The following is a 23,374-nucleotide window of genomic DNA, read 5'->3' as shown; positions in this document are numbered from 1 at the left end:
GCAAAGAGGCACGAGCAACTCGGCTCCGTGCGCTCCATCACCAAGACGGTCAGAAGCCAGCCTTATTGGCTACCACGTCTCAGTGATACCGGCGGATGAGCCCGACAAGCTTGCCCTGGATCTTGACCCGGTCGGGGCCAAAGATGCGGGTCTCATAGGCTGGATTTGCCGCTTCCAGCGCGATGGATGCGCCCTTGCGGCGGAACCGCTTCAGCGTCGCCTCTTCGTCATCGACGAGGGCAACGATGATTTCGCCCGGATTGGCAGTACTGGCGTTACGAATGATGACCGTGTCGCCGTCGAGAATACCGGCCTCGATCATCGAATCGCCCTTGACCTCGAGCGCATAGTGATCGCCGTTGCCGATCATCTCAGCCGGGACGGTGATCTCGTGCGTGTTGTTCTGGATGGCGGAGATCGGCACACCCGCGGCGATACGGCCCATGACCGGCACGGAAACGGACGACGACATATTCTGCGGCGGCGTTACAGGCCTGGATGGCGTCACGGCTGCGGGCTGCTTGCCGAGGCTGCCTTCGATGACCGATGGCGAAAATCCCCGGCGCGGCTGGAGGCTGGGCGAATAGGCCTCAGGAAGCTTGATGACCTCGAGCGCACGGGCCCGGTTCGGCAGGCGGCGGATGAAGCCGCGCTCCTCCAGCGCCGTGATCAGGCGGTGAATACCGGATTTCGAAGCGAGATCCAGCGCATCCTTCATCTCGTCGAAAGACGGAGGAATGCCTGACTCCTTCATACGCTCGTGAATGAACAGGAGCAGTTCCTGTTGTTTGCGCGTCAGCATGGCATCTCCAGCCAGAATCGTGAAACAAATCCAGAACAGACACTATCCGTTCCACATGTGTTCTGCAAGTGGCTGCCAGGACAATAATGTCGCTCAGGCAGCGGGTTCCCTGAGAACGAGCACATCGCAGAGGGCGCCGGCATCCTCTGCAGGTGCATGCGGCGGACGGATCAGGAGGCCATCCGATTCTGCGAAGATCTTCATCATCGACGAATCCTGCTTCTCGAATGGCGTGACGAGAAGCGCGTCGTCGGGCGCGTGTGCAAGGCCTGCGCGAATGTAATCCTGCCGGCGGTCGTTCTGTTTGAGCGGCACGGCGGCGACGGCCCGGCTTACCCTGTTCTTTGCGGGCAAGCGGGCGAGTTTTCGGAGCAATGGTTCCAGGAACAGATAGGAGCAGACAAGGCTGGAGACGGGATTGCCGGGCAGGCCGACCACCTGGATATCACCAAGACGTCCGACCATCAGCGGCTTTCCGGGTCGCATTGCGATGCGCCAGAAGTCGAGTTCCATGCCGGCCTCGCCGAGCACAGGCTGAACAAGGTCGAAATCCCCCACGGACGCGCCGCCGAGTGTCACCAGCACGTCGATGTCCATCTGCAGCGCCTGGCGCACGGCATCCAGAATGGCCTGCTTGTCGTCTCTCACAATGCCGAGGTCTATGATCTCCGCACCGGCCTGCCTTGCGATGGCCGCGACGCCGTAGCTGTTGGACGCGATGATCTGGCTTGCGCCGGGCGTCTCTCCGGGCGGCACGAGTTCGTCGCCCGTCGCGAGGATCGCGACCCGCGGGCGGGCATAGACGGGCAGTTGCGGGTGGTTCATCGCTGCTGCAACGGTCAATCGGCCAGCATCCAGCATCTGGCCGGCCTTCAGAACGACCTCGCCCTTGGTGAAATCCTGCCCGCGCGGGCGAATATGGCGGCCCTTGGGCGTGAGGAAGGTGGTGCGAATTCGACCGTCCTCAAGGGGCTCCGTGTCTTCCTGGAGGATGACTGTATCGGCAAAGGCCGGGAGCGGGGCGCCGGTGAAGATGCGTACTGCTTCACCCGGACCGGCCGTACCCTCGAACGCATGACCGGCTGAGGATAAGCCGGCGACGCTGAGGACGGATCCGATCCCGGCGATATTGGCATGGCGAACGGCATAACCGTCCATTGCGGAATTGTCGAAGGGCGGCTGGGTGAGGCGGGCGGCGACATCTTCGGCCAGCACCCGTCCTGCCGCGTCGTGGAGCTGGACGCGATCCGTCCGCTGCACCGGCTTGGCCGCGGACAACAGGCGGTTGAGGGCGTCGGCAACGGGCAGAAGGGACATCAGCTCTCTCTGCGCTTGTAGTCGCCTGAACGGCCGCCGGATTTCTCGACGAGGCGGACACCGCCGATCTCCATCTCGCGATCGGCCGCCTTCGCCATGTCGTAGATGGTGAGGCACGCGACGCTAACGGCCGTCAGCGCCTCCATCTCCACGCCGGTGCGGCCGGTGAGCTTGGCCGTGGCCTCGACGCGCAGGCCGGGCAGGGAGAGGTCCTCGTGGATCTCCACGGAGACCTTGGTGAGCATCAGCGGATGGCAGAGCGGAATCAGGTTTGAGGTCTGCTTGGCGGCCATGATGCCGGCGAGGCGCGCAGTCCCGATGACATCGCCCTTTTTCGCATCGCCCTTGAGGATGAGGTCGAGCGTCGTGGTGTTCATGCGCACGAAGCCTTCGGCCACGGCGATCCGCAGGGTCTCAGCCTTGTCGCCGACGTCGACCATATGGGCTTCGCCGGAGGCGTCGATATGGGTGAGCGTGCGGGCGTCGTCGCCCATCATTCCGCCGCCAGCATGCCGGCGGAACCGGTCAGCAATTCGCGCGTGGCCGCTGTTACATCGTCCTTGCGCATCAGGCTTTCGCCGACGAGGAAGGTGGAGATGGCGACTTTGGCAAGGCGCTGGCAATCGGCATGGGTAAAGACGCCGCTTTCGCTCACGAGCAGTCGGTCCTCCGGCACCATGCCGGCCAGTTTTTCGGAGACGGCGAGATCGACCTCGAAGGTGCGCAGGTTGCGATTGTTGATGCCGACGAGCTTGGATTTCAGCTTGAGCGCCCGCTCCATTTCCGCTTCGTCATGCACCTCGATCAGGACATCCATGCCAAGCGAAAAGGCGGAGTCTTCCAGCATTTTCGCCGTTTCGTCCGTTAGAGAGGCCATGATGAGAAGAATGCAGTCGGCACCCCAGGCGCGGGCTTCCAGCACCTGATAGCTGTCGAACATGAAGTCCTTGCGCAGTGCGGGCAGCGCGCAGGCGTCGCGCGCCGCTGTGAGGAATTCCGGCGCGCCCTGAAAACTCGGCGTGTCTGTCAGCACGGAAAGGCAGGCCGCGCCGCCGGCTTCATAGGCCTTGGCAAGCGCCGGTGGATCGAAATCCGGGCGGATGAGACCCTTGGAAGGGCTGGCCTTCTTGATTTCGGCGATCAGGCCGAACTGGCCTTGTGCCTTCTTGTTCTTGAGGCTGGCGAAGAAACCGCGCGGGGACTCCTGGTCGCGGATGCGGGCGCGAAGCTCTGCTGGAGCGACGCGCGCCTTGGCCGCGATGATTTCTTCCAGCTTGTAGGCTTCGATCTTCTTGAGGATATCGGTCATGATCAATCCTAACCCGCCGCGGCTTCGTTGGAAACCGTGACGAGGCGTTCCAGGGCGGTGCGGGCGCGGCCGCTTTCGAGAGATTCGGTCGCAAGCCTCATGCCATCTGCCAGCGTTTCAGCCTTGCCGGCAACGACGAGCGAGGCGGCGGCATTGGCGAGCGAGATGTCGCGATAGGGCATATGTGCGCCGCCCAGAACGGACAGAAGCGCCGCGGCATTGTGCGCGCCGTCGCCACCTTTGAGATCGTCGAGCGTCACCTGTGGCAGGCCGAAATCGGCGGGTGTCAGCTCGAAGGTGCGGATCTTCCCGTCCTCCAGAGCCGCGACGTGCGTCGTGCCTGTTGTAGTGATCTCATCGAGTCCTTCGCCGTGCACGACCCACAGGCTTTCCGAACCGAGATCGCGCATGACTTCGGCCAGCGGCAATAGCCACTGAGGAGAGAAGACGCCGAGCAGCTGGCGCTTGACGCCGCCGGGATTGGAAAGCGGGCCGAGCAGGTTGAAGATCGTGCGCGTTCCCAGTTCGACGCGCGACGGGCCGACATGCTTCATTGCCGGATGGTGCAACTGCGCGAACATGAAGCCCAGGCCGGCATCGTGCACGCAGCGCGCAATGTCGTTCGGGCCGATATCGAGCTTTACCCCAAGGCAGGAGAGGGCGTCCGCCGTGCCTGACTTGGAGCTGAGTGCGCGGTTGCCGTGCTTGGCGACGGGCACGCCTGCGCCGGCCACGATGATCGCCGCAAGCGTTGAGATGTTGTAAGTGCCGGCGCCATCGCCGCCCGTACCCACGATGTCGATGGCGTCAGCCGGCACGTCCACCGGCAGCATGCGCGCACGCATCGAGCCGACTGCGCCATAGATCTCGTCGACGGTCTCGCCACGCACGCGTAGCGCCATGAGGAAACCGCCAATCTGCGATGGCGTGGCCGCGCCCGACATGATGATCTCGAACGCGCCGCGCGCCTCCTCCCGGTCAAGGGAGGCGCCGGCGGCGACCTTGGCGATATAGGGTTTCAGGTCGGACATGCGGCTGCGTCTCCCTCAGCGCGTGATGCTCTGTTCGGCGAGCGTCCGGTTGATGGAGACGCCATAGGACGTCTGAAGCGCACTGACCATCTGGTCGAGGATGTCGTCGCCGCTGACACGGGCAACAGCCTCGATCTGCTGTGCGTCATTGGACAGCGCGTCGGTGGTGGCATCGGTGTTCACCTCTGTGACCTTCAGAAGGATCTGGCCTTCACCATCGACGCCGGGCGTGTTGGCGACGTGGCCAACCGGACCGCCGAAAGCTGCCGCAACGGCGGCCGGGCTCAGGACGGCATCCTGCGCGCCGCGATGCAGGCCCGCCTTCGTCTCGACGACCATGCCGAGTTCGGCCGCGATTGCGGCGAGATCACCGCCCTTGCGCACGCGCTCGGCAAGTTCTTCGGCCTTCTTGCCGAGAGCCTGGCGCTGCTGTTCTGCCGTCCAGTCGGCGACGGCGCGGTCTCGGACCTCGTCGAGCGTACGGTCGCGCTCCGGCACGATATCGAGCACTTCGTACCATGCGTAGCCTTCGCGGCCGATATTGACCGGGGACGTTTCCATTCCGACATCGGTCTTGAAGACCTCTCCGATCAGGGCCGCTTTCTCCGGAATACCGGTGATCTCTTCGCCCTTGGCATCGTTGCCCTGCGCATCGGCGGCCTCGATCGTTACGGCCTTGAGGTTGTTCTTGGCGGCGGCTTCCGCGAGCGTCATGCCATCGGCGCGGCTGTCCTCGATGCGGTCGTGGACAGCGAGGATGCCCTGGGCTGCCTCGTTGAGCGCCAGTTCGTTGCGAAGCTCGTCCTTGACCTCGTCGAAGCTCTTGACGGTTTCCGGGCGGATATTCGTGATGCGCAGGATGATCGGGCCGAACGTGCCGTCGATCACCGGGGTCGTGCCGCCGTCTGCGGTTACGGCGAAGGCGGGGGCGGCGAGCTTCTGGTCGGGTACATTGGCTTGCGTGAAGTCGCCAAGCAGCACGTCTGCGGCCGTCTTGCCTTCTTCCGCGATGAGGGCATCGAAGGTCGTGCCGGCTGCCAGCTTGGCGGCCGCGGCGTCGGCGGCTGCACGGTCGGAGAAGCTGAGCTGCTCGATCGTGCGCGTGGCCGGCGTGCGATATTTGTCGACGTTCTTGTCGTAATCAGCCTTCACCGCCTCGTCGGTGATGGCTGCCGTGTCCATGATGTCTTCCGGCTCAAGCGAGACATAGACGAACTTGCGGTATTCAGGCGCGCGATACTTTGCCTTGTTCTGCTCGAACCATGGCGCCAGCACATCGTCGCCTGGCGCCTTCACCGGATCGATATTGGCATTGGTGAGGATAAGGTAATCGATTGAGCGGGCCTCGCCGCGGTACTGGCGAAGCGCTTCGAGAAGCGTTTCAGGCGCTTTGTAACCATCCGAGACCGCCTCGACGACCTGGGTGCGTATCGCGACCTGGCTTCGGTTGTTGATATAGTCGTTTTCGCGCAGGCCTGCATTGCGCAGGATGGCGGAGAAGGCGGTGCGGTCGAACTGGCCGTTGACGCCGCGGAAGGCCGGGTCGTCAGCGATCAGCTGCGCAAGGCGGCCCTCGGAGAGGCCGAGATTCATGTCGCGCGACAGTTGGTCGAGCGCAGCGCCAGCAACGAGTTCGGCAAAGATCTGGTTCTCGACGCCGAAGGCGCGGGCCTGCTCTGCGTTGAGCCGCATGCCGAAGCGCTGCGACATGGTGGCGACCTGCCGCTCATAGGCAAGGCGGAAATCGGTCGGCGAAACCTTGACGTCGCCTACGGTTACGACAGCATTGGACGCGCCTGTGACGATCGAGCTCGAAACGCCCCAAATCGCAAAGGAACCGACCAGAACGATCAGCAGGGCTTTTGCCACCCAGGTCTGGGCGGCGCGTCTCAGGGCTTCGAGCATCGTCTACATTTCCTCATCTCGGCGGCCATGCGGCCGGAGATCGTCTCATAACGGAAAGTTCTCGGGAAATGAAGTCCGCGGACTTCCGCAATTTCCGCCAAAATCGACCGATGGCGCAAATCGGCGTGACGCTGTCGATATTCTTCGCCGGCAAAATAAAATTTCCTGAAATTATTACCGGATTCCGATCGCCTGGCGCTGTCATAATCGAAAGATTCGTGTTCGGATGAACGTTCAGCCCGATGAGTCCCATGATCGGCGGGGTGCAAGGAGACTGAAGACGTGGAATCCACGATCGTCATGATCAACCTTTTCGGCGCTGTCGCGCTGCTGCTCTTCGGCCTCGCGCTGGTCAAGGACGGCATGACACGCGCGTTCGGCGTCAAGCTGCGCTCGGGCCTGGCACTCGGCACGCGTGGGCCTTTCCGTTCGTTTTTCGCCGGTTTCGCTGCGACCGTCGCGCTGCAGAGTTCGACGGCGACGGCACTCATGATCGCCTCTTTCGTGGAAAAGAACCTTGTTCGGGCGCGCATGGCGCAGATCGTGCTGCTCGGAGCCAATGTCGGCACCGCCGTCACCGCCTGGCTGGTCGCGACGGGAATCGAGTCGATCTCGCCACTGATCATTCTCGTCGGTGTCGTGTTCTACAAGTCCACGGGGTCGACGGCGCGTCAGGGTCTGGGCTCGGCACTGGTCGGTATCGGGCTCATGCTGCTGTCGCTTCATCTTCTCAGCCTTGCGACGGAGCCGATGCGCCAGTCGCCGGCGCTCGCGGCCTTCCTGACGCTACTGGATGGTGCATGGCCGGCGGCGCTGGCTTTTTCCACCGTGCTTGCCATCGTGTCCTCGTCGAGTCTGGCAGTCGTCGTGCTCATCCTGTCGCTTTCGGCCATGGGCATCCTGTCGCCGGCGCTGACGGTGATCCTCGTGCTCGGCGCTAATCTCGGCGGCGCCGTGCCGCCGGTCATCGCAACGCTCCGGGCTGCTGCCTCCGCGCGACGCGTGACGCTCGGGAATTTGCTGGTGCGCGGCGCGGGCTGCCTTGTCGTCCTGCCGTTTGCCGGGCAGGTGGCTGACCTGCTTGCGCTCCTGCCCGTGCCGGCGGCGAAGCTGCCGGTCGATGTTCATCTCGCCTTCAACCTCGTCGTGGCGCTTGTGCTCTGGCCTTTGTCCGGGCCGCTCTCGCGGCTGATGGAAAAACTGGTGCCCGATGACAAGCCGGAGGAAACCGGGCCGAAATATCTGGAGGATTCCGCGCTCTCCAGCCCGGTCGTCGCGCTCTCCGGTGCAACCCGCGAAGTACTGCGTGTCGGTGACCTGATCGAGGCCATGCTGATCCGCACCATGCGTGCCTTCAACGACAACAATCTGACGCCACTCAAGGATATCGGCGACCTGGAGCAGCAGGTCGACGGGCTTCAGCAGGAGGTGAAGATATATCTTTCGCGGCTCGGGCGGCAGGGCGTGGACGGCGAGTGCGCGGCGCGGTCGATCGTCATCATCGACTACGCGATCAACCTCGAGCATGTCGGCGACATTATCGAGAAGGGCTTGCAGGAGCAGGTCCGCAAGAAGGTCGTCAACGGCCTGAAATTTTCCGAGGACGGCTACAAGGAGCTGGCCAATCTCTTCAACCTGACCATCGAGAACCTGCGCATCGCCCAGACCATCTTCGTCACGCGCGATTCCGCGCTGGCGCGCCAACTCGTAGAGGTGAAGGTCGATGTGCGCCGCATGGAGAAGCAGTCCTCAGAGCGCCATCTGGAACGGTTGCGTGATGGCCGTCTCGACAGCCTCCAGACCAGTTCGCTGCATCTCGACATGCTGCGCGACCTCAAGCGCGTCAACGCGCACCTCGTCTCCGTCGCTTATCCGATCCTGGACGAAAGCGGATTGCTGACGGAAAGCCGCCTGCGCAGCACCAGCTGATCGTGCGAAATCCTTTTGTGTCTTCTCATCGCTTTTTGCTAAGGAACGCCATCGAAGACGCCTGAACGAGGGATTCCCATGACCGCAGACCGGACGAAGCGCACTTGCCTGGCCGTTATCCTGGCCGCCGGTGAAAGCACGAGGATGAAGTCCTCGAAGTCCAAGGTGCTGCATCCGGTCGCAAACCGCCCGATGATCGCCCATGTGGTCGACGCGCTGGCGCGGGCCGGTATCGCCGATATCGCGCTGGTGCTGGGCCGCGATGCGGAGAAGGTCGAGGCCGCGGCGAAGAACGCCGCGGTGGAAAGCACCGTGCATATCCAGACGGAGCGCCTCGGCACGGCGCATGCCGTGCTGGCCGCTCGCGACGCCATCGCCCGCGGTTATGATGACCTGCTCATTGTTTTCGGCGATACGCCGCTCATTACCGAAGCGCCGCTGATTGCGGCGCGCGAAGGGCTGGCTGACGGGGCGGATGTCGTCGTCATCGGTTTCGAGACCGCCGATCCAACTGGCTACGGCCGCCTTATCGTGGAAAACGGTGAACTGCTGGCCATCCGCGAGCATAAGGACGCCACCGATACCGAGCGCGCCATCACCTATTGCAATGGTGGCCTGATGGCGGTCAACGGCCGCAAGGCGCTCGAGCTGATCGGCCTAATCGGCAATGAAAACGCCAAGGGCGAATATTACCTGACCGATATCGTTGAAGTCGCGCGCGCCTCCGCTGGCCGCGCCATCGCGGTCGCGGCGCCAGAGGAGGAACTGACGGGCTGCAACACGCGCGCCGAGCTTGCCGTCATCGAGCGACTTTGGCAGCAGCGCCGCCGTCACGCCATGATGATCGAGGGCGTCTCGATGATCGCGCCCGAAACGGTCTTCCTTTCCTATGACACCGAGATCGGCCGCGATGCGACCATCGAACCGAACGTCGTCTTCGGTCCGGGCGTGACGGTCGAGAGCGGTGCGGTCATCCATTCGTTCTCGCACCTCGAAGGCGCACATGTCGGCGCGGATGCCGAGATCGGCCCCTATGCCCGCCTGCGGCCCGGCGCCAAGTTGGGAGCTGGCTCCAAGGTCGGTAATTTCACCGAGATCAAAAAGGCGGAGGTCGGCGCGGGGGCCAAGGTCAATCATCTCAGCTATATCGGTGATGCCTTCATCGGCGCACACACCAATGTCGGCGCGGGCACGATTACCTGTAACTATGACGGCATCAACAAGCACATCACGCGCATCGGTACCGATGCCTTCATAGGCTCCAACACGTCGCTCGTCGCACCCGTGACGGTGGGCAACGGCGCCTATATCGCATCTGGCAGTGTCATCACGGTCGATGTGCCCGACGACGCCGTCGCCTTCGGCCGCGCGCGCCAGGAAAACAAGGAGGGCAGGGCCGTTCTGATCCGCGAGCGCAACCAGGCGATCAAGGACGCGAAGAAGAAGGACGCCCGCTGACGTACATGTGGGCGCGCCCACATTAACGATTGCAATCGAAAGTGAGTGCGCATCTGTTGCGCGGCGATGAAAAAACTCTACGACAGAGCGCAATCGAAGCATCTCTAGAACGCGGAGCGGGCCATGTGCGGAATTGTCGGTATCGTCGGAAATCAGCCTGTCGCGGGCCGGCTGGTCGATGCCTTGAAGCGCCTTGAATACCGAGGTTACGATTCCGCCGGCGTTGCGACCATCGTCGATGGCGCGCTCGCCCGTCGCCGGGCCGAGGGAAAGCTGTTCAACCTGGAGAAGCGCCTTGCCGAGGAGCCGCTGGCCGGCACGATCGGCATCGCCCACACGCGCTGGGCCACGCATGGCGCACCGACGGAAGGCAATGCCCATCCGCATTTCGTCGATGGCGTCGCGGTCGTCCACAACGGCATCATCGAGAACTTCTCGGAACTCAAGGACGAGCTGATCGCTGATGGCGCGACTTTCTCCACGCAGACGGATACAGAGGTTGTTGCCCAACTGCTCGCGAAATATCGCCGCGATGGCCTCGGCCGCCGCGAGGCGATGCATGCAATGCTGCGTCGGGTGACCGGCGCCTATGCGCTTGCCGTGATTTTCGCGGACGATCCGTCCACCATCATGGCGGCCCGCAGTGGCCCGCCGCTGGCAATCGGCCACGGCCATGGGGAGATGTTCCTGGGCTCCGATGCCATCGCGCTTGCCCCCTTCACCAACGAGATTAGCTATCTCGTCGATGGCGATTGGGCCATTCTCGGCCGCGACGGCGCCCATATTTTCGATATGGACGGCAACCGCGTCGAGCGCCCGAAGCAGATTTCTTCGGCCGCCGCCTATCTCATCGACAAGGGCAACCACCGTCACTTCATGGAAAAGGAAATCCATGAGCAGCCGGAGGCGATATCCCACGCGCTCGGCCACTATGTCGATTTCCTGGAGCATACGGTTCGCCCTGTCGCCGGCAGCATCGACTTCGCCAAGATCCCGAGCCTTGCCATTTCTGCCTGCGGCACCGCCTATCTCGCGGGTCTTGTCGGCAAATACTGGTTCGAGCGTTATGCGCGCCTGCCGGTCGAAATCGACGTCGCCTCGGAATTCCGCTATCGCGAAATCCCGCTGAATCCGGCATCCGCCGCGCTCTTCATCTCGCAGTCCGGCGAGACTGCCGACACGCTCGCCTCGCTGCGGTACTGCAAGGAGCACGGGCTGAAGATCGGCGCCGTGGTGAATACGAGAGAATCGAGCATCGCCCGCGAATCGGACGCCGTCTTTCCGATCCTCGCAGGCCCGGAAATCGGCGTCGCCTCGACCAAGGCCTTTACCTGCCAGCTGACGGTGCTCGCTGCACTCGCCATCGGCGCCGGCAAGGCGCGCGGAACGCTGACGCAGGCGGAGGAGAAGGCACTCGTCCGAAACCTTGCTGAAATGCCGCGAATCATGGCCAGCGTGCTCAATACCATACAGCCATCCATCGAGCAGCTGGCGCGCGATCTCTCCAAGTGCAAGGACGTGCTCTATCTCGGCCGCGGCACCAGCTATCCGCTGGCCATGGAAGGCGCGTTGAAGCTCAAGGAAATCTCCTACATCCACGCCGAAGGCTACGCCGCCGGCGAGCTGAAGCATGGGCCGATCGCGCTGATAGACGAAAACATGCCCGTCATCGTCATTGCCCCCCATGACCGCTTCTTTGAGAAGACGGTGTCCAACATGCAGGAAGTGGCCGCACGCGGCGGGCGGATCATCTTCATCACCGATGCGAAGGGGGCTGCGGCCTCCAAGCTGGAAACAATGGCGACCATCGTGCTGCCCGATGTCGATGAGGTGATCGCGCCCATGATCTATTCGCTGCCAATCCAGCTGCTGGCCTACCACACGGCCGTCTTCATGGGCACGGACGTTGACCAGCCGCGCAACCTCGCCAAGTCAGTGACGGTGGAATGACCGTCAGGCCGGAGCGGCCCGCCGATGTGGGCTTCGTTGCGGATCCCGCCCTTCGGGTCGATGGCGTGCCGCCCGAGTATTTCCTGCACCTGGCGTTTTCACAGGTTTACGGCGGCGGAACGGTTTCCTATCATCCGGCATTCTATGGCTGAGCGGCCTCCCGCGCTCGCCACACGCTGGATATTCGATGACCGAACCCCTCCCGAGACCGTCGCTGCCCACGCGGCTGCGCAACAATTTCCTGACCGGCCTGGTCATATGCGCGCCGATCGCCATCACCATATGGCTGACCTGGACGTTCATTCATTGGGCGGATAGCTGGGTCAAACCCTATATTCCCGCACGCTATAATCCCGAGAGTTATCTTCAGTTCGCCATTCCCGGTTTCGGTCTCTTGATCGCGCTGGTGCTGATCACGCTGATCGGATTTCTCGGCAAGAACCTTATCGGCCGCTCGATCGTCGAGTTCGGGGACGGGCTTTTCAACCGCACGCCGCTCGTGCGCACCGTCCACAAGAGCCTCAAGCAGATCTTCGAGACCGTTCTGAAGGACAAGGGCACCTCCTTCAACAAGGCTGCGATGATCGAGTATCCGAGCGCGGGCCTCTGGTCGATCGTCTTCGTGGCCACCGATGCGCGCGGCGAGATCGCCACCAAGTTCCGCTCCATGGGCAAGGACATGGTGGCCTGCTTCCTGCCGCCAACGCCGTTCCCGACCGCCGGCTGGCTCGTCTATATTCCAAGAGAAAAGATCGTGCCGCTCGATATGAGCGCGGAGGACGCCGCGAAACTCGTCATCTCCGTCGGCCTTGTAACGCCGCCGGAAGGAGCGTCGCTTCCCGCCGTGAAGCCGGAGAGCAAGGCGAAATCAAAGGATCGCAAGAAAAGCTGACATAACCAGCACTTGACGTCAGTCGTTAATCCACAACATGAACGTCATATGACCAAGCTCATGATAGTACCGGATGGATGACACCAGCCGAACACCGTGGTCGTCAAAGCTAACCTATGGAGCCTATTCCGCGGATGCCGCATCCTTGCGGTCATCCAAACGGAGTGTATCTGCATCTGCCGGAAGCCGGGATTGCTTTTCCGTCGTAACAACGCTGGCGGTTGTTATCGTCTTGTCGACGTCGGCCGCGGCGGACGTCTTGTTGTGCCAGGCGCAATCCGCGAAGGCGGCGGATGCCGAAAGCCCGAATACTGCTGCGACTGCGAGAACTGTCTTCATGGCATTTCTCCTTTTTCGCTTGTGCCGGAGAAGTATGCCTTCACGAGCCCTATCGGCGAAATCACGATTTTGTGGTCAGCCGGCCCTGAGGAAGCGGATCGCCTCGTCGCGACGATAGAGGTAGAGCAGGGTGCGGATCGCTTCGCCCCGCTCGCTGGTCAGTTCCTGATCACGCTCCAGGATATAGGCAGCGTCCTTGCGGGCGATCTCGAGAAGGTCGCCATGGGCTTCCAGGCTGGCGACGATGAAGCCCGGCGTGCCGGACTGCCGCGTCCCCAGAAGCTCGCCTTCGCCGCGCAGCTTTAGGTCCTCCTCCGCGATGCGGAACCCGTCTTCCGTCTCGCGCAGAATGGAAAGCCGTGCCCGGCCATTCTCGCTGAGCGGGCCCTTGTAGAGCAGGATGCAGCTCGACGCCTCCTCGCCGCGGCCCACGCGCCCGCGCAGTTGGTGGAGCTGGGCGAGGCCGAAGCGCTCGGCGTGCTCGATGACCATGATGGAGGCATCGGGCACGTCGACACCGACTTCCACGACCGTTGTCGCCACTATAAGACGTGTCTCGCCGCTCTTGAAGGCGAGCATGGCGGCGTCCTTTTCCGGTCCGCTCATGCGGCCATGGACAAGCCCGGCGGCGTTACCGAAGATGCTGGCAAGCGTCGCATGCCGCTCCTCGACGGACATGAGGTCGCTTTCTTCCGATTCCTCGACGAGCGGGCAGATCCAGTAAGCCTTCTTGCCTTCGGCAAGTGCGGCCCGCAGACGATCCACGATCTCCCCGACGCGCTCCTGCGCGACGACGACGGTCTGGATCGGCTTTCGCCCGGCGGGTTTTTCCGTCAGCTTCGACACGTCCATGTCGCCGAACGCCGCCAGAACGAGTGTTCTGGGGATCGGCGTGGCCGTCATGACCAGCATATGCGGCGAGATGCCCTTGGCTGTCAGGCGCAGGCGCTGGTGCACGCCGAAGCGGTGCTGCTCGTCCACGACGGCCAGAACGAGGTCCTTATAGGCCACATTGTCCTGGAAGAGGGCGTGTGTGCCGATGACGATCTGCGTTTCGCCCGAGGCGATGCGTTCCAGGATGGCGTCGCGCTCGCGACCCTTGGTGCGGCCCGTCAGCACATCTATGGACAAGCCGGCCGGTGCAGCCATTTTGGACAGTGTCGCAAAATGCTGGCGCGCCAGTATTTCGGTTGGGGCCATCAGCACGGCCTGCCCGCCGGATTCGACGGCGGCGAGCATCGCCATCAGCGCCACCGCTGTCTTGCCGGCGCCGACATCGCCTTGCAGGAGCCGCAGCATGCGCTGCTCGCCGGCCATATCCTTGAGCACCTCCCCAATCGCCACCTGTTGGCTGTTGGTCAGCGAGAAGGGCAGGGCGTCGATGACGGGGCGGCTGAGAGCACCGGTCGCGATGACCGGCCGCCCTGCGACCTTGCGCAGCTTCTGGCGAACCAGCGCGAGCGAAATCTGGCCCGCCAGAAATTCGTCATAGGCAAGCCGGCGTCGGGCTGGCGACTGGGGGGCGAGGTCCGTTTCGTCGCGCGGATCGTGCAGCCGGTGGATGGCATCGAAGGCCGTCGGAAAATCCTGCCGCTGCGCGAGCGCCGGATCGATCCATTCCGGCAGGTGCGGCACGCGGGCCACCGCCGCTTCCACCGCCTTGCGCAAAACGCGGGAGGTGAGGCCGGCGGTGAGGCCATGTACCGGTTCGACAAGCGGCACGTTGTCGGCGTCGCTGAGCCGCGCCATATAGTCGGGATGCACCATGGAGGCGCGGCCGTTGAACCAGTCGACCTTGCCGCTGACCACGACGGTTTCATCGATCGGCAGCGATTTTTCCAGCCAGTTGCCCTTGGCGCGGAAGAAGGTGAGTGCCAGTTCGCCGGTCTCGTCGTGAAGAAAGACACGGTAGGGCATGCTCGATTTGCCCGGTGGCGGCGGCTGATGGCGATCCACGCGGCCGGTGATCGTCATGCTCGATTTGCCCGGTGGCGGCGGCTGATGGCGATCCACGCGGCCGGTGATCGTGACGATGACGCCCTCATGCGCATTGGCGATGCCAGGCTGGTTGCGCCGGTCGACGATGGAATGCGGAAAATGGAAAACGAGATCCAGAACCCGGCAGTCCTCGATGCTTTCCTGGCCGAGAAGGCGCGCGAAGAGTTCCCCCAGCTTCGGGCCGATGCCGGGAAGCGTGGAGAGCGGTGCGAAGAGTGGATCGAGCAGGGCGGGTCTCATGGGGCGCCAAAATCGCCGGAGATGGTGTCTTTGGCAAGGCTGACAAGCGGCTTTTGCCGGTCTATAGAAGCGCAAAATTCTTTGCGATACCAGAAAGGCGAGGACGATCATGACGGGAACGACACGCTCGAGTGCCGATATCGACCCGCGCCGCAAGCGCATCCTCTTCCGCTGCTGGCATCGCGGTATCCGCGAGATGGATCTGGTGCTCGGCGCCTTTGCGGACGCGGAGATCGAGACGCTGTCCGATACCGAGCTGGATGAGCTGGAGCGCATCATGGCCGAAGAGGATAACGACCTCATCAAGTGGGTGACGGGGGAAAAGCCCGTGCCTGACGATTTCCGTGACGGTCTCTTTCCGCGCATCGCCGCCTACCGCCCCGATTTTTCCCCGCTCTTTAAAGACGACCGCGCATGATTCCCGGTTTTTCTCCTGAACGCATCGCCGCCGCCGACAGGCCGCTGACCATCGGCGCGGTGCCATCGGGCGTCGAGCCGTTGATCCTGGCCGACCTGGCGCGCAAGTCCGGTCCGGTTGCCTATGTGCTGTCCGATGGCCAGCGCATTTCCGATCTGGAGCAGATGCTGGGGTTCGTGGCACCCGACATTCCAGTGTTGACGCTGCCCGGCTGGGACTGCCTGCCCTATGACCGCGTCTCCCCCAGTGCGGATGTCTCCGCCCGCCGCCTTTCGGCGCTTTCGGCGCTGATCGCCCACCAGAAGAAGCCGCATGCCGCGATCGTGCTCGTCACCGTCAATGCGATGTTGCAGAAGACGGCGCCGCGCACGACCATCGAAAGCCTCGCCTTCTCCGCCAAGCCCGGCAACCAGGTCCGCATGGACGACATCGCCGCGCGGCTGGAACGCAATGGTTTCGACCGTGTCGCGACCGTGCGCGAGGTGGGCGAATTCGCCGTTCGCGGCGGCATCCTCGATGTTTTCGTGCCTGGCAGTCTCGAGCCCGTGCGCCTCGACTTCTTCGGCGATACGCTCGAAAGCATTCGCTCTTTCGATCCCGCCAGCCAGCGCACGACGGGGCAGGCCCGCTCGCTCGATCTCAATCCCATGAGCGAAGTGACGCTGACGCCGGAAACCATCTCGCATTTCCGCAAGCAATATCTGTCGTCTTTTGGTGCCGCCACGCGCGACGATGCGCTCTACCAGGCCGTCTCCGAGGGCCGGCGCTATGCGGGCATGGAACACTGGCTGCCGCTGTTTTATGGCGAGCTGGAAACCACCTTCGACTATCTCGCCGGCTTCCGTATCGTCACGGACCACACCGTACGTGAGGCCGCGGTCGAGCGTTCTCGGCTCGTGCGCGACTATTACGACGCGCGCCTCGCTTCCGCCACGCCCGGCAAGGGGCAAGTGGCGCAGGCGACACCCTACAAGCCGGTGCCGCCGGGCCAGCTCTATCTCGGCGCGGAACGCTTTGCCCGCGAACTCGACGAGCGCGCTGCCATTCGCCTGTCTCCCTTCAACGAACATGAAGGCGAGGCGCGACAGGTCGTGACCATCGAGGCTCGCCCTGGCCAGCGCTGGGCAAGGCCCGCCGGCAGCGAGGACGCCGACGGCGGTCGCGTCAACGTCTTCGATCAGGCAGTCAAACACATCGCCGACAGACGCGCGTCGGGCGCCAAGGTTCTCGTCACAGGCTGGTCGGAAGGTTCGCTCGACCGCCTTCTGCAGGTCCTGGCCGAGCACGGTCTCGGCAATGTCGTGGCGGTGGAGAAGTTTTCCGATCTGCGCAAGCTAAAGCCGGGTGAGGCAGGGTCTGCCGTGCTCAGCCTGGAAAGCGGCTTCGAAGCGGGCGACATCGTCGTTATCGGCGAACAGGATATTCTTGGCGACCGCATGGTGCGGCGTGCCAAGCGGCGCAAGCGCGGCGCGGATTTCCTTACGGAGGTCGCCGGGCTCGACGAGGGCTCCATCGTCGTGCATGCCGAGCATGGCATCGGCCGGTTCGTGAGTCTTCGCACCATCGAGGCTGCCGGCGCGCCGCATGCCTGTCTCGAATTGGTCTACGCCGACGAGGCGAAACTCTTCCTGCCTGTCGAAAACATCGATCTCCTGACGCGCTATGGCGGGGAGGGTACGGATGCGTTGCTCGACAAGCTAGGCGGCGTTGCCTGGCAGGCGCGCAAGGCCAAGCTCAAGAAGCGCCTGCTCGACATGGCCGGCGGACTGATCCAGATCGCCGCCGCGCGCCTCGTGCGCCATGTGCCGGTGCTCAGCACGCCGGAAGGCGTCTATGACGAGTTCGCCGCGCGCTTTCCCTACGACGAGACCGACGATCAAGCGAATGCCATCGATGCCGTGCGCGACGATCTCGGTGCCGGTCGCCCAATGGACCGCCTTGTCTGCGGCGACGTTGGCTTCGGTAAGACGGAAGTGGCATTGCGTGCCGCCTTCATCGCCGCCATGAACGGTGTGCAGGTCGCCGTCGTCGTGCCGACAACGCTGCTCGCCCGTCAGCATTTCAAGACTTTTTCGGACCGCTTCCGCGGCCTGCCCATCCGCGTGCAGCAGGCTTCGCGCCTCGTGGGCTCAAAGGAGCTGGCGCTGACGAAGAAGGAACTGTCCGAGGGCAAGACGGATATCGTCGTCGGCACTCATGCGCTGCTGGGCTCGTCGATCAAGTTTGCCAATCTCGGCCTGCTCATCATCGACGAGGAGCAGCATTTTGGCGTGAAGCACAAGGAGCGGCTGAAAGAGCTGAAGAGCGACGTGCATGTGCTGACGCTTTCGGCAACGCCGATCCCACGCACCCTGCAACTTGCAATGACCGGCGTGCGCGAGCTCTCGCTCATCACCACGCCGCCGGTCGACCGTATGGCGGTGCGCACCTTCATTTCGCCCTTCGATCCGCTCGTGATCCGCGAGACGCTGATGCGCGAGCATTACCGCGGCGGCCAAAGCTTCTACGTCTGCCCGCGCCTGAGCGACCTCTCGGAAATCCATGACTTCCTGCGCCAGGACGTGCCGGAACTGAAGGTCGCCGTCGCCCATGGCCAGATGCCGGCGACCGAGCTCGAAGACATCATGAACGCCTTCTACGAAGGCCGCTACGATGTGCTGCTCTCGACGACCATCGTCGAGTCGGGCCTCGACGTGCCGACGGCAAACACGATGATCATCCATCGCGCCGACATGTTCGGCCTTGCCCAGCTTTACCAGCTGCGCGGCCGCGTCGGGCGCTCCAAGGTTCGTGCTTTCGCTCTGCTCACGCTGCCGGTCAATCGCACGCTGACGGGTACGGCGGAGCGCCGTCTCAAGGTGCTGCAATCGCTTGATACGCTGGGTGCTGGCTTCCAGCTCGCCAGCCACGACCTCGATATCCGAGGCGCCGGAAACCTGCTCGGCGAAGAGCAGTCCGGCCACATCAAGGAAGTCGGTTTCGAGTTGTATCAGCAGATGCTGGAAGAGGCTGTCGCCGAGATCAAGGGCGATGAGGAGGTTGCCGACAGCGGCTGGTCGCCGCAGATCTCCGTCGGCACGCCCGTCATGATCCCGGACGATTACGTGCCTGACCTTCATCTGCGCCTCGGCCTGTACCGTCGCCTCGGCGAGATCACGGAACTGGCCGATATCGATGCCTTCGGCGCGGAAATGATCGACCGTTTCGGTCCTCTGCCCATCGAGGTTCAGCACCTTCTCAAGATCGTCTATATCAAGTCGCTGTGCCGCGTTGCGAATGTCGAGAAGCTGGATGCCGGTCCGAAGGGCGTTGTCGTCCAGTTCCGCAACAAGGAATTTCCCAATCCTGCGGCGCTTGTCGGCTATATCGCCAAGCAAGGCACGCTGGCGAAGATCAGGCCTGACCAGAGCCTCTTCCTGTCCCGCGATTATCCGACCCCGGAACGTCGCCTGACCGGAGCCGCACAGGTCATGACGCAACTGGCAGGCCTCGCAAAACAGGGTGCGGCCTGACAAACAGGATCAAACGGTCGCGGAGGGCGTGATGTCCGATATCGGCAAGAGGGCCGTCGTGTACGGCGCTAGCTACAGCGTGTATGTGCGGATCGTGCGCATCGTGCTGGCCGAGAAGGGCGTCGCCTATGATCTCGTGCCGGTCGATGTCTTCGCGCAGGAAGGTCTGCCGGCGGATAACATTGCTCGCCATCCCTTCGGCCGCATCCCTGCCTTTGCGCATGGCAGTTTCGATCTCTACGAGACCACCGCCATCACTCGCTATATCGATGAGAGCTTCGACGGACCTGTGCTTCAGCCGCAAGCACCCCGCGAACGTGCTCGCATGAACCAGATCGTCGCCATGCTGGACAACTATGCCTACGGGCCGATGGTCTGGGACGTCTATTTGCAGCGCGTGGAGCCGCCGGAAGGACAGCGCCCTGATGAGGCAAGAATCGCCGACGGGCTGGAGAAAGCCCGTCGCGTTCTTACCGCGCTATCAGATCTCGTCAGAGACCGGCCCTGGCTCGCCAGCGAAACGCCCTCTCTTGCCGATTTCCACGCCGCACCGATCTTCGATCTGTTTCAACGGCCCCCGGACGGGGCTGCGATGCTGGCTCAATTCCCCAGCCTGTTCGCCTGGTGGGAAACGATCAGCGCCCGACCGTCCGTGGTTGCTGCGCTGACATAGCCTGGATTTCAGTTCTTCCCAATGCGCTCCTGCGCCTTCATGGCTGCGATTTCGCGGAAGGCATTGGTCAGTACATCGACGGACTGCGCGCCCATGACGGCATATTTATTGTCGATGATGAAGCAGGGCACGCCGGAGACGCCCATGTCACGCGCCATGCCGATCTCCTCAGTGACGGAATCGACGTCGGCGCCGGCGGAAAACAGGGCTTTCACCACGGCGCGGTCCATCCCCGCTGCTTCCGCCACGTCGAGCAGAACGGCCCGGTCACCGACATTACGGCCTTCCTCGAAATAGGCCTTGAAGAGGCCGAGAGCCGCGCGGTTCTGTACCTCCGGCCCCTCGATCATCGCCCAGCGCAGAAGGCGGTGCGCATCAAGCGTGTTCGGGCTGATCTTCACGGCCGGAAAATCGAAGGCGATGCCGTCCTGCCGGCCAAGCTCGGTCAAGGTATCATGCGCCCGTTCCACTGCATCGGTGCCGCCGAGTTTTTCCGCAAGATGCGCCTTGTGATCGACGCCTTCCGGCGGCAGGTCAGGATTGAGCTGATAGGGGCGGAACGTCACCGCGACACCGAGCTCGTCCCTGACATTCTCGATTGCCTGGTCGAGCCGCTTCTTGCCGAGATAGCACCAAGGGCACACGACATCCGAAACGACATCGATTGTAATGGCTTCCATCCGGTTTTCCTTTCGAGACGCAGTAACGATCCGGTCATGCGCCGACATAGGCTCGTGCGCCGCTTGTTTCAACAGGTTACCTTGAGGGAACCCTAATTCTGGGGATCACCCCTTTACTGTGCGCGTGCGTCCCACCATACGGGGAACTGGAAACCGTAGAGCGGGGTCTTTTCCGGTCGCTGGATGCGCTTGGAATGCGCCACCCACTGTTCGCCGAGATGGTAGAGCGGCACGACATAGTAGCCTGAAAGCAGCATCCTGTCGTGCAGACGCACGGCCGAGCGGAAATCCTCGGCGGAGCGCGCGTTCAGCATCGCATCTATGAAGCGGTCGACATCCAGATCGGCCACGCCCGCAAAGTTCGAGCTTCCGGGAAAGTCACTCGTCGTCGAACTCCAGTAGCTGATCTGGTCGCGTCCGGGCGAAAGCGAGGAGGGGAAAGACTTGATGATCACATCATAGTCGAAGGTCTGGCTGCGGCTCTGATACTGCGAATCATCCACCGTCCGGATACCGGCCTTCACGCCGAGCGCCGCAAGAAAACGCTGGTAGGCGAGTGCGAGCTTCTCCTGATCGGCGTTCTGCGTCATGATTTCGAAGGTGAGCGGCGTCCCGTTCGCGTCGACCATCTGGCCACCCTTGATGGCGTAGCCGGCCTCAATGAACGAATCCATCGCCAGACGCAGCACCTTGCGGTCCCGCCCCGAGCCATCCGTGGTCGGCAGGAGATGCGTGCCGGCGAGGATATCCGGTTCTATCTTCTCGAGCGCCGCTCCCGCCACCGCCCGCTCACGGTCATCGGCGGGCACGCCCATCGAGCTGAGATCGGAATTCTGCCAGAAGCTCTGCGTGCGCTTGTAGGCGTTCTCGAAAAGGCTGCGATTCACCCATTCGAAATCGAAGACCAGTGTCAGGGCCTTGCGCAATTCCTTATTCTGGAAGACGGGTCGGCGCGTATTGAAGACGAAGCCGAACATGCCGGATGGCGTCTTCGGGCTCACCGCGTCCTTTACAATGTCACCGGATGCGATGGCGGGAAAATTGTAGTTGCGCACCCATTTCGTCGGGCTCCCCTCCTGGTAGAGGTCGATTTCGCCCTTCTTGAAGGCCTCGAACAGAGAATTGTCCTGCAGGAAGTATTCAACCGAAATCTCGTCGTAATTGTCGAAACCCACTTTGGACGGGAGATCCTTGGCCCAATAGTCGGGATTGCGCTCGTAGACGATCCTTTCGCCGGGCCTGACCGCCTTCACCTTGTAGGGACCGGAGCCGATCGGAAGCGAAAGCGACGTGCGGTCGAAGGTCTCGACGTCGATGGCATGCTTCGGCAGGATCGGCGAATAGCCGGCGATCAGCAGTGGCGTCTCTCGGTCGGCCTTGTCGTTGAAGGTGAGGCGCACGCTGTTTTCACCGACCTTCTCCATTTTCTCGACGCCGTCGAGCCGGCGGTTGAAGGGCGTGCGGCCCTTGTCGCGGAGCAGTTCGAAGCTGAAGATCACGTCGTCGGCGGTCACCTTCTCTCCATCCGCCCAACGTGCCTTTGGGTTGAGGTTGAATTGGATGAAGGTCCGGTCGTCGTCCATCACGACGGTTTCGGCGAGCAGGCCATACATGGTGAAGGCTTCGTCGCGAGAGCGCTGCATGAGCGATTCGTAGACGAGGTTGCCGAATTCGGGATCCCACATGCCGCGCGCCGTCGTGCGCATGCTCTTCAGAATGAACGGATTGAGATTGTCGAAAGTGCCGACGACGCCATAGGCGATGCGCCCGCCTTTCTTGACGGCCGGATTGACGTAAGGAAAGTGCGTATAGTCCGCCGGCAGGGCAGGCTCGCCATGCATCGCGATGCCGTGCACGGGCGCGGCCTCCACCGAAGCGGCGGCAAGGCCGATCGTGCAGGCGGCGAGGGCGGTTAGGATCAGGCGCACGTGTGACTCCCGTGACTTCAGGATGATTCTCCCTATTATACTGCCTGCATGCGCGGCAGCAGCATGGCGGCGGTGGGAAATGGCGTGTGCGCCGGATTTTCGCAAGGAAAGACTGGATATCCGGCGCGACGCGATGTAACAGGGTTCACCGAAGCGGGTCATGCAAATGCCTCATTTCGCCGACAGGAGAGCGCACGGCTGACCGAATGCCCGAGAGGGGCTTGCGGGAGGAGCGCAGTCGCTCCGGCACCGGATTTTCAGGAGACCGAAATCGTATGATCTTCACATCGAATCTCATCAAGCGGACCGTCCTTTCTGCCTTCGCCGCGTCCGTTGCGATGGCTGCTGCTCCGTCCGCGTCGCAGGCTCAGCAGGCCGCCCCGCCGAAGGGCTGGTTCAAGGTCTGCACCAAGCAGGAAGACAATGACGTCTGCATCGTGCAGAACCTGCTGACCGCCAGCAGCGGCCAGCTCATCACGGCCGTCGGCCTCATCACCGTTGCAGGCAAGGCCAACCGCAAGATCATGCAGGTCTCGGTCCCGAGCGCACGTCTGATCCCGGTCGGCGTTCAGATGCAGATCGATGGCGGCAAGGCCCAGAAGCTCGACTATGCGATCTGCATGCCAGACAAGTGCGTTGCCGAAGTCCCGCTCACGGATCAGGTTCTGGCCAGCCTCAAGAAGGGCGGCGAACTCGTTCTGACCTCGGTCAACTTCCAGCGTGCGCCGAACCCGATCAAGATCTCGCTTGAAGGCTTCACGGGCGTGTTCGACGGCGAGCCGATCGAACAATCCCAGCTCGAAGAGCGTCAGCGCCTGCTGCAGGAAGAAATGCAGAAGAAGGCCGAGGAAGCCCGCAAGAAGCTGGAAGATGCCCAGAAGGCTGCCAAGAGCCAGTAAGCCTCCGGCACCAGCATATCCCATTCAGAAAACCCGGCGTCTCGCCGGGTTTTTTTGTTGATGTTGCGGGTGCGCGATCAGGCTTTGCGGAATC

Annotated in this window: 19 protein-coding genes; 9 read left to right on the top strand and 10 right to left on the bottom strand. The window is 62.8% G+C overall.

Annotation, left to right across the window (positions count from 1 at the left end; translation table 11 throughout):
• Window positions 1–79 precede the first annotated feature (79 nt).
• From lexA to MKI86_RS00865, 6 genes are all read right to left on the bottom strand, one after another.
• Window positions 80–802 carry a transcriptional repressor LexA gene (gene lexA, locus MKI86_RS00890; RefSeq protein ID WP_241595931.1) on the bottom strand — a complete coding sequence of 241 codons (723 nt, stop codon included), beginning with the start codon at window positions 800–802 and terminating at the stop codon, window positions 80–82.
• A 93-nt stretch (window positions 803–895) separates the two neighbouring features.
• Window positions 896–2,119, bottom strand: a complete 1,224-nt coding sequence (locus tag MKI86_RS00885; RefSeq protein ID WP_241595928.1) for a molybdopterin molybdotransferase MoeA — start codon at window positions 2,117–2,119, stop codon at window positions 896–898.
• Entirely contained in the window at window positions 2,119–2,613 is a 495-nt protein-coding gene (gene moaC, locus MKI86_RS00880; RefSeq protein WP_241597739.1) for a cyclic pyranopterin monophosphate synthase MoaC, read from the bottom strand. Before moaC ends, MKI86_RS00885 begins: the two co-directional genes overlap by 1 nt.
• On the bottom strand, window positions 2,613–3,428 hold the full coding sequence (gene trpC / locus MKI86_RS00875; protein ID WP_241595925.1) for an indole-3-glycerol phosphate synthase TrpC: 816 nt from the start codon (window positions 3,426–3,428) through the stop codon (window positions 2,613–2,615). The genes moaC and trpC overlap by 1 nt, the downstream gene beginning before the upstream one ends.
• A gap of 8 nt (window positions 3,429–3,436) precedes the next feature.
• On the bottom strand, window positions 3,437–4,459 hold the full coding sequence (gene trpD / locus MKI86_RS00870) for an anthranilate phosphoribosyltransferase (protein ID WP_241595922.1): 1,023 nt from the start codon (window positions 4,457–4,459) through the stop codon (window positions 3,437–3,439).
• A 15-nt stretch (window positions 4,460–4,474) separates the two neighbouring features.
• The gene (locus MKI86_RS00865; protein WP_241595919.1) at window positions 4,475–6,364 is read right to left on the bottom strand and encodes a peptidylprolyl isomerase; all 1,890 of its coding nucleotides are present in this window, start codon (window positions 6,362–6,364) and stop codon (window positions 4,475–4,477) included.
• Window positions 6,365–6,646: 282 nt separating this feature from the next.
• On the opposite strand from MKI86_RS00865, the gene MKI86_RS00860 reads away from it, so the two are divergent.
• From MKI86_RS00860 to MKI86_RS00840, 5 genes are all read left to right on the top strand, one after another.
• The gene (locus MKI86_RS00860) at window positions 6,647–8,293 is read left to right on the top strand and encodes a Na/Pi cotransporter family protein (RefSeq protein ID WP_241595916.1); all 1,647 of its coding nucleotides are present in this window, start codon (window positions 6,647–6,649) and stop codon (window positions 8,291–8,293) included.
• Window positions 8,294–8,371: 78 nt separating this feature from the next.
• The gene (glmU, locus tag MKI86_RS00855; protein WP_241595912.1) at window positions 8,372–9,751 is read left to right on the top strand and encodes a bifunctional UDP-N-acetylglucosamine diphosphorylase/glucosamine-1-phosphate N-acetyltransferase GlmU; all 1,380 of its coding nucleotides are present in this window, start codon (window positions 8,372–8,374) and stop codon (window positions 9,749–9,751) included.
• A 123-nt stretch (window positions 9,752–9,874) separates the two neighbouring features.
• Complete coding sequence (gene glmS / locus MKI86_RS00850; RefSeq protein ID WP_241595909.1) at window positions 9,875–11,701, top strand: glutamine--fructose-6-phosphate transaminase (isomerizing); 1,827 nt, start codon at window positions 9,875–9,877, stop codon at window positions 11,699–11,701.
• Window positions 11,698–11,853, top strand: coding sequence for a hypothetical protein (locus MKI86_RS00845; protein WP_241595906.1), 156 nt, complete (start codon window positions 11,698–11,700; stop codon window positions 11,851–11,853). Before glmS ends, MKI86_RS00845 begins: the two co-directional genes overlap by 4 nt.
• 35 nt (window positions 11,854–11,888) lie before the next feature.
• Window positions 11,889–12,593: a DUF502 domain-containing protein gene (locus MKI86_RS00840; RefSeq protein WP_241595903.1), complete on the top strand. Its 705-nt coding sequence runs from the start codon at window positions 11,889–11,891 to the stop codon at window positions 12,591–12,593.
• A gap of 123 nt (window positions 12,594–12,716) precedes the next feature.
• Here MKI86_RS00840 and MKI86_RS00835 read toward each other — a convergent pair whose 3' ends face one another.
• Together MKI86_RS00835 and recG are read right to left on the bottom strand one after the other, a co-directional pair.
• Window positions 12,717–12,932 carry a hypothetical protein gene (locus MKI86_RS00835; protein ID WP_241595900.1) on the bottom strand — a complete coding sequence of 72 codons (216 nt, stop codon included), beginning with the start codon at window positions 12,930–12,932 and terminating at the stop codon, window positions 12,717–12,719.
• Window positions 12,933–13,007: 75 nt separating this feature from the next.
• A complete protein-coding gene (recG, locus tag MKI86_RS00830) occupies window positions 13,008–15,170 on the bottom strand; it encodes an ATP-dependent DNA helicase RecG (protein ID WP_241595896.1) in 2,163 nt (720 codons plus the stop codon).
• A 109-nt stretch (window positions 15,171–15,279) separates the two neighbouring features.
• On the opposite strand from recG, the gene MKI86_RS00825 reads away from it, so the two are divergent.
• The 3 genes from MKI86_RS00825 to MKI86_RS00815 are packed head-to-tail and all read left to right on the top strand — an operon-like array spanning window position 15,280 to window position 19,773.
• Complete coding sequence (locus tag MKI86_RS00825; RefSeq protein WP_241595891.1) at window positions 15,280–15,588, top strand: succinate dehydrogenase assembly factor 2; 309 nt, start codon at window positions 15,280–15,282, stop codon at window positions 15,586–15,588.
• Complete coding sequence (mfd, locus tag MKI86_RS00820; RefSeq protein ID WP_241595888.1) at window positions 15,585–19,100, top strand: transcription-repair coupling factor; 3,516 nt, start codon at window positions 15,585–15,587, stop codon at window positions 19,098–19,100. The genes MKI86_RS00825 and mfd overlap by 4 nt, the downstream gene beginning before the upstream one ends.
• A gap of 31 nt (window positions 19,101–19,131) precedes the next feature.
• Window positions 19,132–19,773: a glutathione S-transferase family protein gene (locus tag MKI86_RS00815; RefSeq protein WP_241595885.1), complete on the top strand. Its 642-nt coding sequence runs from the start codon at window positions 19,132–19,134 to the stop codon at window positions 19,771–19,773.
• 8 nt (window positions 19,774–19,781) lie between these two features.
• On the opposite strand, the gene MKI86_RS00810 is transcribed toward MKI86_RS00815, so the two are convergent.
• Together MKI86_RS00810 and MKI86_RS00805 are read right to left on the bottom strand one after the other, a co-directional pair.
• The gene (locus tag MKI86_RS00810; RefSeq protein ID WP_241595882.1) at window positions 19,782–20,453 is read right to left on the bottom strand and encodes a DsbA family oxidoreductase; all 672 of its coding nucleotides are present in this window, start codon (window positions 20,451–20,453) and stop codon (window positions 19,782–19,784) included.
• A gap of 113 nt (window positions 20,454–20,566) precedes the next feature.
• A complete protein-coding gene (locus MKI86_RS00805; RefSeq protein WP_241597722.1) occupies window positions 20,567–22,372 on the bottom strand; it encodes an extracellular solute-binding protein in 1,806 nt (601 codons plus the stop codon).
• A 284-nt stretch (window positions 22,373–22,656) separates the two neighbouring features.
• Between MKI86_RS00805 and MKI86_RS00800 the strand changes: the two genes are divergently transcribed.
• Entirely contained in the window at window positions 22,657–23,280 is a 624-nt protein-coding gene (locus MKI86_RS00800) for an invasion associated locus B family protein (protein WP_241595879.1), read from the top strand.
• The last annotated feature ends 94 nt before the right edge of the window (window positions 23,281–23,374 follow it).

The sequence above is a fragment of the Shinella sedimenti genome, assembly GCF_022601905.1.
Classification (GTDB): Bacteria; Pseudomonadota; Alphaproteobacteria; order Rhizobiales; family Rhizobiaceae; genus Shinella; species Shinella sedimenti.
The sequence above is the reverse complement of the archived record's forward strand: the minus strand, read 5'-3'. Positions and strand labels throughout refer to the sequence as shown.

Excerpts from the sequence above, each read along its gene's own strand:
- lexA (WP_241595931.1), bottom strand. The coding sequence starts at position 802 with ATGCTGACGCGCAAACAACAGGAACTGCTCCTGTTCATTCACGAGCGT.
- MKI86_RS00885 (WP_241595928.1), bottom strand. The coding sequence starts at position 2,119 with ATGTCCCTTCTGCCCGTTGCCGACGCCCTCAACCGCCTGTTGTCCGCG.
- moaC (WP_241597739.1), bottom strand. The coding sequence starts at position 2,613 with ATGGGCGACGACGCCCGCACGCTCACCCATATCGACGCCTCCGGCGAA.
- trpC (WP_241595925.1), bottom strand. The coding sequence starts at position 3,428 with ATGACCGATATCCTCAAGAAGATCGAAGCCTACAAGCTGGAAGAAATC.
- trpD (WP_241595922.1), bottom strand. The coding sequence starts at position 4,459 with ATGTCCGACCTGAAACCCTATATCGCCAAGGTCGCCGCCGGCGCCTCC.
- MKI86_RS00865 (WP_241595919.1), bottom strand. The coding sequence starts at position 6,364 with ATGCTCGAAGCCCTGAGACGCGCCGCCCAGACCTGGGTGGCAAAAGCC.
- glmU (WP_241595912.1), top strand. The coding sequence starts at position 8,372 with ATGACCGCAGACCGGACGAAGCGCACTTGCCTGGCCGTTATCCTGGCC.
- glmS (WP_241595909.1), top strand. The coding sequence starts at position 9,875 with ATGTGCGGAATTGTCGGTATCGTCGGAAATCAGCCTGTCGCGGGCCGG.
- MKI86_RS00845 (WP_241595906.1), top strand. The coding sequence starts at position 11,698 with ATGACCGTCAGGCCGGAGCGGCCCGCCGATGTGGGCTTCGTTGCGGAT.
- MKI86_RS00840 (WP_241595903.1), top strand. The coding sequence starts at position 11,889 with ATGACCGAACCCCTCCCGAGACCGTCGCTGCCCACGCGGCTGCGCAAC.
- MKI86_RS00835 (WP_241595900.1), bottom strand. The coding sequence starts at position 12,932 with ATGAAGACAGTTCTCGCAGTCGCAGCAGTATTCGGGCTTTCGGCATCC.
- recG (WP_241595896.1), bottom strand. The coding sequence starts at position 15,170 with ATGAGACCCGCCCTGCTCGATCCACTCTTCGCACCGCTCTCCACGCTT.
- MKI86_RS00825 (WP_241595891.1), top strand. The coding sequence starts at position 15,280 with ATGACGGGAACGACACGCTCGAGTGCCGATATCGACCCGCGCCGCAAG.
- mfd (WP_241595888.1), top strand. The coding sequence starts at position 15,585 with ATGATTCCCGGTTTTTCTCCTGAACGCATCGCCGCCGCCGACAGGCCG.
- MKI86_RS00815 (WP_241595885.1), top strand. The coding sequence starts at position 19,132 with ATGTCCGATATCGGCAAGAGGGCCGTCGTGTACGGCGCTAGCTACAGC.
- MKI86_RS00810 (WP_241595882.1), bottom strand. The coding sequence starts at position 20,453 with ATGGAAGCCATTACAATCGATGTCGTTTCGGATGTCGTGTGCCCTTGG.
- MKI86_RS00800 (WP_241595879.1), top strand. The coding sequence starts at position 22,657 with ATGATCTTCACATCGAATCTCATCAAGCGGACCGTCCTTTCTGCCTTC.